Here is a 14249-nt window from a genome sequence, read left to right as displayed (position 1 = left end):
TGGTGGTGATCGACAGTCAGGGCGATCTGATCAGCACCATTCTGGCGGCCAGACATCTGCCACCCGAACGGATCGTGCTGATTGATCCTGAGGATATCGCCTTCCCTGTCTGCCTCAACCTCTTTGCGGTCGGGCAGGAGCGGCTGTCCGGCTATGATGCGCTGGAACGCGAACGGCTGACCAATTCCTTTATCGAGCTCTATGACTTCGTGCTGGGATCGCTTTTGTCTTCCGGCATGACGGCCAAGCAATCGGTGGTGTTCCGCTATATCACACGCCTGATGTTCCATATCCCTGACGCCACCATCCATACGCTGCGCGACCTGCTGGAGCCGGGCGGTGCGGCCACATACCAGAAAGAGATTGCCGCGCTGTCCGGTACCCCACGCCGTTTCTTTGAGACAGAGTTCAACAGCAAGGAATTTGCCGCCACCAAGACGCAGGTGTTGCGCAGGTTATACAGCATTCTGGAAAACCAGACCTTTGAACGGATGTTCTCGCATCCCAGCTCAAAGTTCGACATGTTCAGCGAATTGCAATCGGGCAAGCTGATCCTGATCAACACCGCCAAGTCGCTCTTGAAAGAGCAAGGCACGGAAGTGTTCGGGCGGTTCTTTATCGCGCTCTTGGCACAGGCCGCACAGGAACGCGCCACCATCCCCGCCGATGAACGCCTGCCCGCCATCGTCTATATTGACGAGGCGCAGGATTATTTTGATCAGAATATCGGCGTGATCTTGTCTCAGGCTCGGAAGTACAAGGTCGGCATGGTGCTGGCGCATCAATATCTGGGGCAGCTGTCCGGCGGGCTGATGGAGGCCTTGGAGGCCAATACCGCCATCAAGCTGGCGGGCGGGGTCTCGACCCGCGATGCCCGCGCGCTGTCGTCGCAGATGGGCACAACGCCAGACAGTATCGAACGCCAGCCCAAAGGCAGCTTTGCCACCTGTATTCGCGGCTTCACCCAGTCAGCCGTTTCGATGCGCATCCCCTTCTTCCAGCTAGAGGGCATGGCGCGCGCCAGCAGAGACGAACGGGACGCCATCCGTAACCACAGCCGGGCGCACTATGCCGAGGCATGGCAAGAGGCCTCCCCAGCTGATGCACTAGAGGCCGATGACAATGACGACCCTGACGATCCCCCGCCCGATCCCTTCGCCCCGTCACCGACACTCTGATGCAGCGCGACTATTACCCCACCGACCGCGCCCGAAGCTGGCTCGGCCATATCAACCGCCACGGTCCGCAATCCTCGGTCTATCTCCATGCCCTGACCGCTGAGACGCATCGCTCCATGGACACAACACGGCGCCAACTGCTGAAACTGCGGGATGCGGGCTATCTCACCCTACCGCCTCAGCAGCGCCATACCATCCGCGCTGAGTTCAATCCCTTGATCCATGACATCGCCAAGCCGGGCTTGGATCATTTGCGTGATCATGGCTTTGAGACAAACACCATCCGCCCTACCGGCCATTGGTGGCACGGCTTTACCGTATCAGCGGTGACAAGCGCCATCGATATCGCAGCGGCCCGCGCTGGAGTGACGTACATTCCAGCCCATGACATCCTGAACCGCACCAAGGCCCCACTCGCCATCCCCATCGACGGCACCAAGCTGATCCCAGACCAGCTCTTTGCGCTCGATTACGGCGGCAGCTTCCGCGTCTTCGTCTTGGAGGTGGATCGCGGCACAGAACCCAAGACATCGCCGACCAAGCGGAAAAGCTGGGCGCGCAGTCTGGCGCTCTATGACGCGGCGATCCGGCACAACTTGCCCGCCCGGCACTATGGCCTGACCGCGCCACTTCTGTTGCTTTGGGTGTTTACCGGGAAAAGTGATGAAGAGCGGTTTTGGCGGCTATTGTAGGAGCGAACACCGCGACTGGCCGACAGGGTGCTGACGGCGGTGGTTGACAGCAGAGCGGAGCGGTTAGTGCGTTGTTTGGTGAGAGTGTTGATTTGGAATGGACCTGTCACGTATTTGTGCCGCTCCGAGTGCTCGTTTAAGCCACCTTCCGTTCAAAAGCGACCGGGCTTTTCCAGCCCAGTGCTGAGTGCCGTCGACGCGGATTGTAGAACCCATTGATGTATTCGAAGATCGCCATCTCAGCGTGCCGCCGGGTTACCCATGACCGCCGCCAGATCAGCTCGGCCTTGATGGTTTTGAAGAATGTCTCGACGGCCGCATTGTCATAACAATTACCTTTGCCGCTCATCGAGACTTTGAAGCCATGCTGGCGCAGGATCTTCTGGTAGTCATGCGAACAGTATTGGCTGCCCCTGTCGCTGTGGAAGATGCAGCCTTTGGGTGGCGACCTGAAGGCAATCGCCATCTTCAAGGCCCGGATCGCCAGATCGCGCTTCATCCGGTTGCTGACAGCCCAGCCGATCACGCGGCGGGAGTGCAGGTCCAGGATGACTGCCAGATATAGCCAGCCCTCGCGGGTCCAGATGTAGCTGATGTCGCCCGCCCATTTCTGGTTGGGCCCGGCTGCACTAAAGTCGCGATCCAGCAGGTTCGGGGCGATGTTGAACGTATGGGCGCTGTCGGTCGTGGCTTTGAACTTACGCGTTCTTTCAACGATGATCCTGTTTTCGCGCATCAGGCGACCGACGCGTCGATGCCCGACATCGACACCAACCTCTTTCAGCTCCTCTGTCATCCTCGGCCGACCATAGCTGCCCAAGCTCAGACGCGACTGTTCCTTGATATGCGCCAGAACGACCATGTCCATGCGCTGCCTGTGGCTGGCTGGGAGGCTGCGGAAGGCCCGTAATCCACGCGGGCTGACATTCATCACCTGGCAAAGCCGGTCGATCGGGAAGGCCCCGCGCTGTTCTTCGATGAACCTGAACCTCACGGCTTTTGGCCCGCGAAGAACTGGGTGGCTTTTTTTAGGATGTCCCTCTCCTCCTTGAGGATACGGTTCTCGCGCCGAAGCCGTTCGTTCTCACGCGCCAACTCGCGATCCTCGGCTGAGACTACGTCCGTGTCCCGGTGTGCGTTCACCCACTTATTGAGGGTCGACAAGCCGACCCCAAGATCATCCGCAACTTGACGCCGCGAAAGCCCGCTGGTCAGCGCAATCCGCACTGCATCCTTGCGAAATTCATCCGTCCTGACTGTGCCCATGGTTCATCTCCTTTGCTGCACATTACGTGGTCAAAGGAGCGGCACCAAACCGCGACAGGTCCAGTCACCACTTTTTTGAAACCAGTTCCTTCATCGCGGAAAGATCGAGCATTTGCTCGGCCAGCAGCTTCTTCAGCTTCGCGTTCTCATCCTCGAGCGCCTTAAGCCGCTTGGCCTCCGACACCGTCATGCCGCCGAACTTGGCCTTCCAGTTATAGAAGGTGCCTTCGGACATGCCGTGCTTGCGGCACAGGTCCGCGCACTTCGCACCCGCCTCGTGCTCCGTCAGGATGCCGATGATCTGTTCGTCCGTGAATCTCGTTCGCTTCATTGTCCGTCCTCAAGTTGGGCCGGACTCTAATCAACGGTGGAGCAAAAATCCCGTGGCAGGTCAGTACTCGCCGTGGTGGCCCGGGACCGAATGTTGATCGAAAAAAAGTCGGTTAGAGTTGGCTGAACCTAACAAACAAGCACTTGATGCGAACACCGAGGAATACTAAGAAAACGGCGTGGCGGGTGTAGCTCAATGGTAGAGCTTTTGCTTCCCAAGCAAGTGACGAGGGTTCGATTCCCTTCACCCGCTCCATGAGCCTCATGTAGAGCACTAAGAAACGCCAGCAATTGCTGTGATTTTCTGCGATTAATGGAAAATTTACCCGCCTCAGCCTAGAGGGATGCATCAACATTTGCATCGACATCGGGGCTGTTCGATGGGCATTACACGGCATCGCAATCACTTCTATTTCGTCATGCGGGTGCCACGCCGGTTTGCGCATGTCGATCCGCGAGCGCAGGTGCGCCGGGCGCTTTTCACCGATTCCGAGCGCGCGGCCCGCGCGAAGGAGCCTGCCATCCGGGCCGAATTTCTGGTCTATTGGGAGGCTCTGGCTGCAGGCGAAAACGACGACGCCGCAGCGGCCTTCGATGCGATCAAGAAACTGGCTGCCGCGCGGGGGTTCCGGTATCGGCCCGCCGCCGATCTTGCGGCCAACGCAAGCCTTGACGACATCCTGACGCGGCTTGAGGCACTTGTGCGGCCGGATGGTAGTCTGGCCCCGCTGACGGAGGGCATGGCGCTTCTGGGCGGCGTAGAGCTACCCTCAGCAGACGGCAAATCCTAGCTTATGTCAGTGTCCGAATTTCGGGGAGTAGCTCAGAAGACTCGCCGCAAGGCCGTCGGGACACGGGCGCCAATCCTAGCCCGGATTATTCATCGGGATGGATTTTCTGTTTCTGCCTGACGCGATGTTTGTTCCTGTCAGCCTGTTGGCCACGGGGCTTCGCTTCGCCGGTGGTGGCGCTTTCCTGAGGGTTTTTGGGTTGGTTTTACGGGTTCTGCGGGGCGGTCGGCGCGGGTTTGATTATGGTGGTGCCGGTTTGAGAGCCCTGTTCAGCGCCCCGATCAGGCATGTTTTCCCATCTCGACATCGTCGGCTGACTGGCAAGACCCACCGCTTCACCGGGGGCTTTTCCGAGTGCCATCATAAAAACGGGATCGTGTCGCAGAGCGTCAAGGTCATCGGCATCCTCATAGCCGCTTGCAATTGCCAAAATCCGGGCCCGCAGAATATCGCTCAGGCAGTGCAGGATGCGCGTCGGATCGCGCCGGTCAGGCATGCGGGCCGCCAACCGATCCGCGAGCCCCAGGCGTCGTTCGGCCTGAGCCAGCAAAAGGACACCGGCATCCGACGTGATCGCGCCACCGTCAAAAGCGGCGGTAACTTTTTTGCCCGCGATGGCTGGAAATGAGAGTTGAACTGAGGCAGGATCGGTCATGGCAGCAGTGGCATTTTCTGTCCGGTATTCAGGTGAGTGTGAACAGCTTTTCTCTACACCAAATCAGAGAGTTACGCCACTGCTGCCATCAGAATGCACGAGCCTGGTGAATAATCCGGGCTAGTCGAGGCTCGCCCAAATGCGCGATGGTCGCTGGATTTTGTCCATGACCAGTTCGCCAATGGCCAGCGCTTCCGGGTTCTCAACGTGGTCGACGACGTCACTCGTGAATGTCTCGCAGCAATACCGGACACCTCGATATCGGGGCACCGCGTGGCACGTGAACTGACGGCCCTGATCGAACGTCGTGGCAAACCCGGAATGATTGTCAGCGACAACGGCACGGAACTGACCTCCAAAGCCATCCTGCGGTGGTGTTCCGAGCATCGGATCGAATGGCACTACATCGCGCCAGGCAAGCCGATGCAGAACGGTTTCGTAGAGAGTTTCAACGGCCGGATGCGCGATGAGTTGCTCAACGAGACCATGTTCCGTAACCTCGCTCATGCGCGCGTCGAGATCGCCGCTTGGGCTGCCGACTACAACACCGAGCGTCCGCATTCGGCCTTGGACTACCAGACCCCGGCTGACTACGCACGGGCCCTGACCACCGCAATCGCCCGACCCGCTGCGCGAGATGAAAGCTCCGCGCGTCAGGCGATTGCTCAACCTGCGCCAATCGGCGTAAACACTAACCGGGCTCCGGTCGCGGCTGGATGAAAGTGCAGTGGCAGGTCAGGATGACCAGTTCCATTGCCAAGGCTGTCGTCTCAACCCCGTCGAAGGCACGCAGCCGCTGCATGAATTCGGGCATGTCACCGGCCTTGAGTGCAGCCATGTGGCGGGTCTTGGGCGGGGGCTTCAATGCGCCTTTCAGATTGGCGGCAGGATCGTGCTTGGCCCGGTCGCTGGCGATGGCATAGCGGAAGATGGCGCTGATCTTCTGGCGCAGGCGCTTGGCGATGTCCTGCGCCCCCCGTGCCTCTACCGCCCGCAACACCTTCAAAACTTCGGTTGGTTCAATCTCGGTTACCGGACGGCTGCCCAGCGCCGGGAACACGTCGCGGTCAAAGTGGCGGAACACCTGCGGGGCATACTTGGGTGCCCATGTCGGTTCCTGCGCCCGCAACCATTCGCGCCCTATGGCTTCAAACGTGTCGTGGTCGGTGGTCGCACTGTGGGTATTGCGCGCCGGGTCGATACCATCAGACAGCGCCTTCTTGGCCCGTTCCCGCAGCGCGCGGGCATCGGCCAACGAAACCTTGGGGTAGGACCCGAATGCCAGCGTCTTCTGCTTGCCTTCGAAGCGATAAGCCAAGCGCCACAGCTTCGATCCATTGGGGTTCACCAAGAGGTGCAGCCCGCCGCCGTCGCTGTATTTCTTGGGTTTTTGTTGGGGTTTCAGCCCCCTGAGTGCTGTGTCGACCAGAGCCATGATTCACCTGTTGGTATCGCGGACGAATCCGATACCAGCATTTGATACCACCATCTCTGAGATGCATAGACACTCATGGAGACGCATGGGTTTTGCGGAGATTGATTTCAAACGATTTCCTCGCCTGCGAAATCGACTGGAACACATTTCGAGGAGGAGGTGGCAGCCCGTAGGGTTGTGCAAGAATCCTTGCGATTCAAAGGGGTTGGGTTGTCCAACCTGCCCCGAGTGCACCGTTGAAATCGTTGCGGAAAATCCGCGTTTGTCCAACCCCGGTTCCGGGCTGGCAAAAGAAAACCCCGACGCGCTGGCGGGCGCAATCGGGGCTGATCTGCAATCGTGGTTCGATTGGATCGACAATAACACGCGGCGAGAGACGGCGGCAAGGCCGTTGTGCGCCGCCGTCGCGGCCTGCGACCCCCGCGACCGCCTGTTCCTGCTGGAACTGCTTATCGAGGCTCTGCGCCCCGGACAGCCGATGCCGATCTTCAACGCGATCATGACCGAGGCGCGCGACTGGGCCGCATGGGCCACCCGGGCGGAACTCAAGGCGTTCTGCCTCGCCAGCTATGAGGCGATGAGCGGGCCGGATCAGGCGGCGTTCCTCGGGCATCTGGACCGGAGGGCGGCGGCATGAATAGCAGCACCCTGCGCCCCGTGGACGAACTGCTGTGGTCATGGCCGACCGTCTGCCGGATGGCGACGAATGAATGGGCCAAGGGCTTCGCCCGGTCCATCGCCAGCCAATCCCGGCGGCGGAACTGGACCCCAAGCCCGAAGCAACACGCGCTGATGAACAGCATGGTGAACGAACTCTATCGCGACACCGGCGAAGGCGACTTCGAGGTGATCGAATGAGCGAACATCATCTTTCTACGGCAAGCCGTAAAACTGGCCGCGCCCGCGGCTACATCGAGAACTACAACCCACAGGCCAAGACCCGCGAACTGCTGGAACAGGCGCAAGCGGTGCTGGACGAGTACCGCCAGTATTGGCCGCTGACCTGTCGCCAGATCTTCTATCGCATGGTCGGGGCACACGGTTATGACAAGACGGAGGCGGCTTATAGTCGCCTTTGCCACCACCTCGCCAATGCACGGCGCGCCCGCCTGATCCCTTTCAAGGCGATCCGCGACGATGGCGTGACGACGCGCTACAATCTGCACTGGGACGACAAGGACGCATTCCTTGCCCACCTGCGCTACATCAGCAAGAACTACAAGCGCGACAAGTTGGCCGGGCAGGAATACCACATCGAGGTGTGGTGCGAGGCGGCGGGGATGCTGCCGCAGCTGCACGAGACAGCAAGCCCGTATTCCGTGCAGGTCTATTCGTCGGGCGGCTTCGACAGTCTCACGGCAAAGAAGGATTTGGCGGATCGCATCTGCCGGATCGGGAAGCCAACCATCATCCTGCACCTGGGCGATTATGACCCTAGCGGCGAGTCGATCTTCGAGAGCGTGGCCGAGGACGTGGCCGCATTCGTGGAGGCCGACCGGCCTTGGGGCACCATCACCGTTGACTTCGAGCGTGTGGCGCTGACCGAAGATCAGGTCCGCCATTACGATCTTCCGACAGCGCCAGCGAAGGCAACAGACAGCCGGTCAAAGGGCTGGACTGGCGGCACATGCCAGCTTGAAGCCCTGCCCCCGAACGTCATTGCCGACATTCTGCGCGAGGCAATCGAGCGCCACTTCGATTTCGTCCAATACGGAATGGACGAAGCCAGCGAAGAACGCGAACGCGAGGAAGTCACGCGCTTGCTTCTGACCGGCCCGACATAGCACCGCCGCGCCCCTGCATCGTGGGCGTGGTGCAGGGGCGTCCATTCACCGAAGCAGACCGGACCATGAGCCGGGCATATTCCACCATCCGCCCTAGCTTCTGACCGCCGAGCGAAATCAGCGGGGAAAACAGACCTGGGGACTTCCCCACCCCGGCAGGAAACCGGCACCTTCTAGGCCCTGCCAGAAACGCGACACAGAACCCACCGGCGGGATACCGAGTCATTGAGGCGCGGAAAGACGACCGGGGACTGGCAAAGCCGAGATACGCAGAACGATGCGTGAGGCCGAGCCGGGGCAGGATCAAAGCCTGCGGGACAGCGGCTGGCCCTCGATACCGGGCATCGCGTGGATACAGGTCATGGCCGCAGCGCCGCGAAGGTCTGTCCCCTGCATGTCGGGGGGACAGTAGCGGGGGCCGGCTCAACTCCACTCACTAGTTGCGAATGATTCTCAACTGAGATACGTTATAAGATAACAGGAACAGGCAAGAGCATGAACATCACCCGCACCCCGATCAGCACGGCGGCACCTTACGTCCTGGCAGACGTGAAGGAACGCGGGCGCATTGATGGCGACTATGCGGATTGGGAAGTCTCGCAGCTTGGCAACACAGCGGCGCAGGAGATCGAGGCGCATTGCGGGCTGGCCCTGCTGGCGCAACGGATCACTGTCACGCTGGGCGACTGGTGCTGCCGCATCCCCCTGCCCATTGGCCCGTTCTGGACCGAGGCCCTGACTGAGCATCCCCTCACTGTCGAACTGATCGATGAGGCGGGCAACGTGACCCCGCACCCGGCAGGCTGGTGGATCGAGGGCGGGCGCTATCCCGTCCTGTCACTGACTGCATCGGGGCACGGCCAATATCTGCGCATCAACTATCCGGCAGGCTATGGCATGGATCAGGCCAGCATCCCCAGCGACCTGCAACTGGCGATCAGCGATCACGCTGCACACCTCTACGATGCCCGGGCTCTGACCGAACACAAGCAAGGGCTGTCCATTGCAGCGGCTCGCATCGCTGCCCGTCATCGCAAGGTGGCCGTGGCATGACGAAGGTGGTGGTGACGGCGACACGCAAGAGGGCGAAGGGGCAGGCTGGATCTGGTCCCAATGCCCGGAAAGCCTCTGGGGCTGGGGACCGGCGGCTGAGTGTTCCGCTCTCTCTTCCGAACCCGAATCCTGCCGATCTGGCGATTGAGTTTCTGGAAACCCTGAAAATTCCAGAGGGAAAAATGGCCGGGCAGCCACTCACGCTGGCCGAGTTTCAGAAGCGGTTCGTTCGCGGCGCTCTGGGCGATGGCGTGATGGTGGCCTGCCTGTCTATCGGTCGAGGCAATGCCAAGACGGCGCTGTCTGCCGGGCTGGCCCTGGGCGCGCTCAAGGGCGTGTGGGACGATCAGCCGAAACGCGAAATCCTGTTCGCTGCCCGGAACCGCGATCAGGCCAAGACGGCGTTTCAATTCCTGGTCGGCTTCATCGAGGGGCTGCCCGAGGATGAACAGGAACAATTCCTGATCCGTCGCGGCTCCAAGCTGGAAGTCGAATACTCGGGCAATGGCGGCGGGCTGGCCCGCTGTATCGCGGCTGACGGCAAATCGATCCTGGGCGGCGCTCCGACGCTGGCCCTGATGGACGAACGGGCGGCGTGGGAACGCGAGAAAGGCGACAATCTCGAAAATGCCATCCTCTCGGGCCTCGGCAAGCGCGACGGGCGGGCGCTGATTATCAGCACCTCGGCCCCCGACGATGCGAACACCTTTTCCCGCTGGCTGGATGAACCCCCGCCCGGAACCTATGTGCAGGAACATCGCCCGTCCTTCGGGCTGCCTGCCGACGATCTGGAAAGCCTGCTGGCAGCCAATCCCGGCGCGACCGAGGGCATCGGCTCCACCCCGGAATGGCTGGTCGCGCAGGCCAAGCGGGCGATTGCGCGGGGCGGTTCTGCCCTGTCCAGCTTCCGCAACCTGAACCGGAACGAACGTGTCTCGACCGAGGATCGCAGCGTGTTGGTCACGGTCGATGAATGGCTGTCGGCTGAGGTTGACCCGGATCAGCTTCCCCCGCGCGACGGGCCTTGCATCCTGGGCGTTGACCTGGGCGGCAGTCGGTCCATGTCGGCAGCGGCCTTCTACTGGCCCGAGACTGGCCGCCTTGAGGCTCTGGGCACCTTCCCCGGCAATCCCTCGCTGGCTGACCGTGGCGCGGCTGATGGCGTCTCTGGGCGCTATGTCGAGATGCAGGAACGCGGCGAGATGACCGTGATGGGCGATGCGACCGTGCCGCCCGGTCCGTGGCTGGCCGAGATCGTGCGGCAGTTGGACGGCATTCAGCCCGCTTGCATCGTGGGAGACCGCTTCCGCCACGCCGAATTTATCGAGGCGATGGAAAAGGCCGGGCTGGCCCGTGTCCCGTTCCTGTGGCGGGGCTTCGGCTGGAAAGATGGCTCCGAGGATATTGAGCGGTTCCGGCGCGCGCTGTTCGACGGCGAGGTGAAGGTGGCCCCGTCCCTGCTGCTGCGCTCTGCCTTCTCTGACGCCATCGTCCTGCTGGACCCGGCGAACAACGCCAAGCTGGCGAAAGCCCGGTCCCTTGGCCGGATCGACGCGGCGGCGGCCGCTCTGCTGGCCGTGGCGCAGGGGCAGCGCATGAAAGCGGCACCGACGCGGAAAGCGAGGCTGGCATGGGCCTGATGCGAGAATATCAGCGCCATTCCCGACGCGTCACCTCAACCCGGCGCTGGCAGGTGCTGCGGCAGGCGGTGCTGGAACGGGACGGATGGGCCTGTGTCGATTGCGGCACGGCGCGCGGGCGGCTGGAAATTGACCATGTGAAGCCGGTGCGGACGAACCCGGAACTGGCCTTCGACCCGACGAATTGCGCAACCCGCTGTTCTTCCTGTCACACCAGAAAAACAAGAATCGAATGCGGGCATCCCGCGCCGATCATCACCCCCGAGCGTCAAGCCTGGGGCAAAGCCGTTGCCGAACTGGCGACACAACCCAACCCGGCAATGTGAGGTATATCATGCTGGACTCTGTGAAAATCGCCCGTCGCCAGTCGGAAATCCGGCAGGCACTGGCGGAACTGGTGGGCAAGGACAAGCCGACCGATGACGAAACCCGCAACATGGAAAACATGGATGCTGAATACCGCAGCAACGAAACCCGCTATCGCGCGGCGCTGATTGCCGAGGATACCGAACGCCGCGAAGGCGGGGCCGATCTGGAAACCCGTTCCTCGCAGGAATGGGCCGAGATGATGGGCCGGTTCGAGTTGCGGCAGGTGGTGCTGGCGCTGGACGAGGGCCGCGCCCTGTCGGGGCAGACTGCCGAGATCGTGCAGGAAATGCGCAACGCGGGCGGCTATCGCGGCATCCCGGTTCCGCTGGACGTGCTGGAACAGCGCAACACGGTCGCGGCTGACGTGCCGAACCCGGTGCAGACGCGCCCGATCATCGACCGGCTGTTCCCGGCATCGGTGGCGGCCAAGCTGGGCGTCCAGACCATCAACATCGCGCAAGGATCGGTCGAATGGCCGGTTGCCACGGCAGGCGCGATTGCAGGATGGGCGGCGACCGAGGGCGCGAACGTTCCCGGCCCGAACCCGTTCCAGACTGCCGAGCGGGCGCTGGCACCGGATCACACCCTTGGGGCGCACATGCGGATCACCCGCAAGGCGCTGAAACAGGCGGGCGAAGGACTGGAACAGGCCGTGCGGCGCGACATGTCGGCGGCCATCGGTGCTGAACTGGACCGGGCGGTGCTGATGGGCAGCGGCGCTGCTGGACAGCCTCTGGGCATCGTCCCCGGTGCGGCGATCTATGGCATCACCAGCACAGCGGTCGGTGCTGCGGCAAGCTGGGCGGCCTTCCGGGCCGAGGTCGTGGCCTTCATGGAAGCCAACGCGATCAGCGCCGCATCGGGCGTCAACATGGCCTTTGAACCGGCCATCTGGGCGGAACTGGACGACACGCTGATTGCGGGCACGGCGGTCTCCGAATGGGACCGGCTGGTGAAGCATATCCCGGCGGGCAACATCGCCCTGGCGAATCAGTTGGACGCGGGCACGGCGATCCTGACCACCTCGGCAGGCGGCGTTCCCCCGGCCTTCCTTGGCCTCTGGGGCGGCGTGGACATGATCCGCGATCCCTACACCGATGCGCAGAACGGTGGCCTGCGACTGACCGGCCTGCTGACGGCGGATGTGACCGTGGCGCGAGGCTTGCAAACTCGCATCCTGACCGGCGTCGGGGCACCGTAATGCTGTGGGGGGCGTCCATCGGCGCGCTGGAACTGCGCAGCGAGGGCGGGGAAACCCGCCTGTCTGCGACGTTCCCCTACGGCGCGGAAACCGAACTGGCACCGGGGCGGCGCGAGGTTATCGCCGCACGGGCCTTTGCCGACCGGATCGAGGCGGGTGAGGATATTCACCTGCTGGCCGGTCACGACTTCAACAAGCCCCTCGCCTCACGGGCGGCGGGCAACCTGACCCTGCGGGATACCGACGACGCGCTGCGGATAGAGGCGCGGATTGACGCGGGCACAAGCTGGGCGCGGGACTTTCTGGCCGCCCATGCGTCCGGGCTGATCCGGGGCCTGTCCCCCGGCTTCCGGGTTGCCAGCGATGGCGAGCGGATCGAGCGGCGCAGCGACGGGCTGTTGCGCACCGTGACGCGGGCGGCGCTCTTTGAAATCTCGGCAGTCACCCGCCCCGCCTATCCCGCTGCACAGATCGAGGCGCGGGCATGGGAAACGCATCAGGACCGCCAGCCCTATCGGGGCGCTGTCCATCCCCTCAATCGGTGGAGGCTCTGATGGGCATCATGGATCTGTTCAACCGGCGCAATAAAGGTGCAAATTTGCCCCTTTCCGAAACCCGCGCTGTGGCCCCCGGCTATACGGCGGCGGTCATGGCTGCCCGCGAAAACTGGATCAGCGGCGCATCCGGGCTGGCCGAGGTCACGGCGGCGGTGCAGACCTGCGTCAGCCTTTGGGAAAGCGGGCTGTCACTGGCCGATGTGACTGGCACTGACCTGCTGGACCGGCGAACGCTGGCAATCACGGCGCGGGCGCTGGCCCTGCGCGGGGAGGCGGTATTCCTGATCCGCGACCGGCTCATTCCGGCGACCGATTGGGACTTGTCCACCCGCAACGGCATCCCCCGCGTCTATCGCCTTGGCATTCCCGAGGCGGGCGGCGGGCGTTCCGAAAACGCGCTGGCGGCCGAGGTGCTGCACTTCCGCATCGGCAGCGACAACGTGACGCCCTGGACCGGCACGGCACCCCTGCGACGGGCGCAGCTATCGGCGCAACTGCTGCATGAGGTGGAAACCGCCCTGCGCGACGTGTTCAAGGACGCGCCCCTGGGCAGCCTGATCGTGCCTGTCCCCGAGGGCAGCACCGAGGATATGGCCGAGTTGCGGCGCGGCTTCCGTGGCCGTCGAGGGGCCTCTCTGGTGATCGAGGGCGTGGCGCAGGCGACGGCGGCGGGCATGAACCCGAACCTTGGGAAATCGCCGGATCAGCTATCGCCCGATCTGGAAAGGACGCTGGCCGACAAGATGCTGACCGAGGCCAAGGGCGCGATCTATGCCGTATATGGCATCTTGCCTGCCATGTTCGCGCAGAATGCGCAGGGACCGCTGGTCAGAGAGGCACAGCGCCATCTCGCCCAATTGGTCCTGCAACCCATTGCCGGGCTGATGGCCGAGGAAGCGTCAGAGAAATTCGGGCAGGCCGTAAAAATCGAGGTGGTTCGACCGATGCAGGCGTTTGACGCTGGCGGCAAGGCGCGGGCCTTCGCGACCATGCTGGGCGCGCTGGCCGAGGCCAAGGCGGCAGGGCTGGACGTGCAGACGATCAAGGACGCGGAAAGCTTCATTGACTGGGCGGACGAATAGGGCTGATGCACCCGGCGGGTTATCTGTTCCCCGCGAAGGCATCGGGATAAGACGGCGAGTGCCCGGTTGCGTAGGCCGAAAACCCCGTCACGGCGCGGCCTCTGGGAAACCTCCGGGGGCGCGGCGCAGGCTGTCACGGGTGAAACCGGGGGCAGCCAGCCGGACCCCGCGTCTGGGGACCAAGGGGCCGGGGCAGCGGGATGTTGCTCCGGCCCA

Annotated in this window: 14 protein-coding genes, 1 tRNA gene and 3 pseudogenes; 14 read left to right on the top strand and 4 right to left on the bottom strand. The window is 62.6% G+C overall.

The genetic code is table 11. The annotated features are described in order from the left end of the window. Positions 1-2: 2 nt before the first annotated feature. A complete protein-coding gene (locus CUV01_RS15830) occupies positions 3-1178 on the top strand; it encodes a type IV secretory system conjugative DNA transfer family protein (protein ID WP_157994884.1) in 1176 nt (391 codons plus the stop codon). Continuing rightward, a complete protein-coding gene (locus CUV01_RS15825) occupies positions 1178-1870 on the top strand; it encodes a replication-relaxation family protein (RefSeq protein WP_101461312.1) in 693 nt (230 codons plus the stop codon). Before CUV01_RS15830 ends, CUV01_RS15825 begins: the two co-directional genes overlap by 1 nt. Before the next feature lie 136 nt (positions 1871-2006). Here CUV01_RS15825 and CUV01_RS15820 read toward each other — a convergent pair. Then, positions 2007-3136 (bottom strand): IS3 family transposase gene (locus CUV01_RS15820; RefSeq protein ID WP_101458713.1). Its coding sequence is split into 2 segments (ribosomal slippage): positions 2007-2902 and positions 2902-3136, totalling 1131 coding nucleotides; the frame shifts between segments, so codons are not numbered across the junction. Between the two features lie 70 nt (positions 3137-3206). Beyond that, positions 3207-3467, bottom strand: a pseudogene (locus tag CUV01_RS15815) (transposase); the annotation flags it as partial. 181 nt (positions 3468-3648) lie between these two features. Here CUV01_RS15815 and CUV01_RS15810 point away from each other — a divergent pair. Both CUV01_RS15810 and CUV01_RS15805 read left to right on the top strand, forming a co-directional pair. Next, positions 3649-3722: transfer RNA gene (locus tag CUV01_RS15810), tRNA-Gly, on the top strand. A 124-nt stretch (positions 3723-3846) separates the two neighbouring features. After that, positions 3847-4257, top strand: a complete 411-nt coding sequence (locus tag CUV01_RS15805; protein WP_101461311.1) for a DUF6538 domain-containing protein — start codon at positions 3847-3849, stop codon at positions 4255-4257. Between the two features lie 283 nt (positions 4258-4540). On the opposite strand, the pseudogene CUV01_RS15800 reads toward CUV01_RS15805, so the two are convergent. After that, positions 4541-4912 (bottom strand): annotated as a pseudogene (locus CUV01_RS15800) (transposase); the annotation flags it as partial. A 120-nt stretch (positions 4913-5032) separates the two neighbouring features. Here CUV01_RS15800 and CUV01_RS15795 point away from each other — a divergent pair. Next, positions 5033-5632, top strand: a pseudogene (locus CUV01_RS15795) (IS3 family transposase); the annotation flags it as partial. Here CUV01_RS15795 and CUV01_RS15790 read toward each other — a convergent pair. Next, on the bottom strand, positions 5604-6347 hold the full coding sequence (locus tag CUV01_RS15790; protein WP_101461310.1) for a tyrosine-type recombinase/integrase: 744 nt from the start codon (positions 6345-6347) through the stop codon (positions 5604-5606). The pseudogene CUV01_RS15795 and the gene CUV01_RS15790 sit on opposite strands and share 29 nt — an antisense overlap. Before the next feature lie 262 nt (positions 6348-6609). Between CUV01_RS15790 and CUV01_RS15785 the strand changes: the two genes are divergently transcribed. From CUV01_RS15785 to CUV01_RS15745, 9 genes are all read left to right on the top strand, one after another. Continuing rightward, a complete protein-coding gene (locus tag CUV01_RS15785) occupies positions 6610-6984 on the top strand; it encodes a hypothetical protein (RefSeq protein WP_101461309.1) in 375 nt (124 codons plus the stop codon). After that, positions 6981-7205, top strand: a complete 225-nt coding sequence (locus tag CUV01_RS15780) for a hypothetical protein (RefSeq protein ID WP_101461308.1) — start codon at positions 6981-6983, stop codon at positions 7203-7205. The genes CUV01_RS15785 and CUV01_RS15780 overlap by 4 nt, the downstream gene beginning before the upstream one ends. Next, positions 7202-8131 carry a hypothetical protein gene (locus CUV01_RS15775; RefSeq protein ID WP_232962303.1) on the top strand — a complete coding sequence of 310 codons (930 nt, stop codon included), beginning with the start codon at positions 7202-7204 and terminating at the stop codon, positions 8129-8131. Before CUV01_RS15780 ends, CUV01_RS15775 begins: the two co-directional genes overlap by 4 nt. Before the next feature lie 495 nt (positions 8132-8626). Next, the gene (locus tag CUV01_RS15770) at positions 8627-9184 is read left to right on the top strand and encodes a head-tail connector protein (RefSeq protein WP_101461307.1); all 558 of its coding nucleotides are present in this window, start codon (positions 8627-8629) and stop codon (positions 9182-9184) included. 182 nt (positions 9185-9366) lie between these two features. Beyond that, on the top strand, positions 9367-10824 hold the full coding sequence (locus tag CUV01_RS15765; protein WP_232962301.1) for a terminase large subunit domain-containing protein: 1458 nt from the start codon (positions 9367-9369) through the stop codon (positions 10822-10824). Beyond that, positions 10815-11150 carry an HNH endonuclease gene (locus CUV01_RS15760; RefSeq protein ID WP_101461306.1) on the top strand — a complete coding sequence of 112 codons (336 nt, stop codon included), beginning with the start codon at positions 10815-10817 and terminating at the stop codon, positions 11148-11150. Before CUV01_RS15765 ends, CUV01_RS15760 begins: the two co-directional genes overlap by 10 nt. Before the next feature lie 8 nt (positions 11151-11158). After that, the gene (locus CUV01_RS15755; RefSeq protein WP_101461305.1) at positions 11159-12394 is read left to right on the top strand and encodes a phage major capsid protein; all 1236 of its coding nucleotides are present in this window, start codon (positions 11159-11161) and stop codon (positions 12392-12394) included. Then, positions 12394-12948, top strand: a complete 555-nt coding sequence (locus tag CUV01_RS15750) for an HK97 family phage prohead protease (RefSeq protein ID WP_101461304.1) — start codon at positions 12394-12396, stop codon at positions 12946-12948. Before CUV01_RS15755 ends, CUV01_RS15750 begins: the two co-directional genes overlap by 1 nt. Next, positions 12948-14033 carry a phage portal family protein gene (locus CUV01_RS15745; RefSeq protein WP_101461303.1) on the top strand — a complete coding sequence of 362 codons (1086 nt, stop codon included), beginning with the start codon at positions 12948-12950 and terminating at the stop codon, positions 14031-14033. The genes CUV01_RS15750 and CUV01_RS15745 overlap by 1 nt, the downstream gene beginning before the upstream one ends. The last annotated feature ends 216 nt before the right edge of the window (positions 14034-14249 follow it).

It is taken from the genome of Paracoccus tegillarcae (assembly GCF_002847305.1).
Lineage (GTDB): Bacteria > Pseudomonadota > Alphaproteobacteria > Rhodobacterales > Rhodobacteraceae > Paracoccus > Paracoccus tegillarcae.
This window is presented reverse-complemented; position numbering and strand designations above follow the sequence as displayed.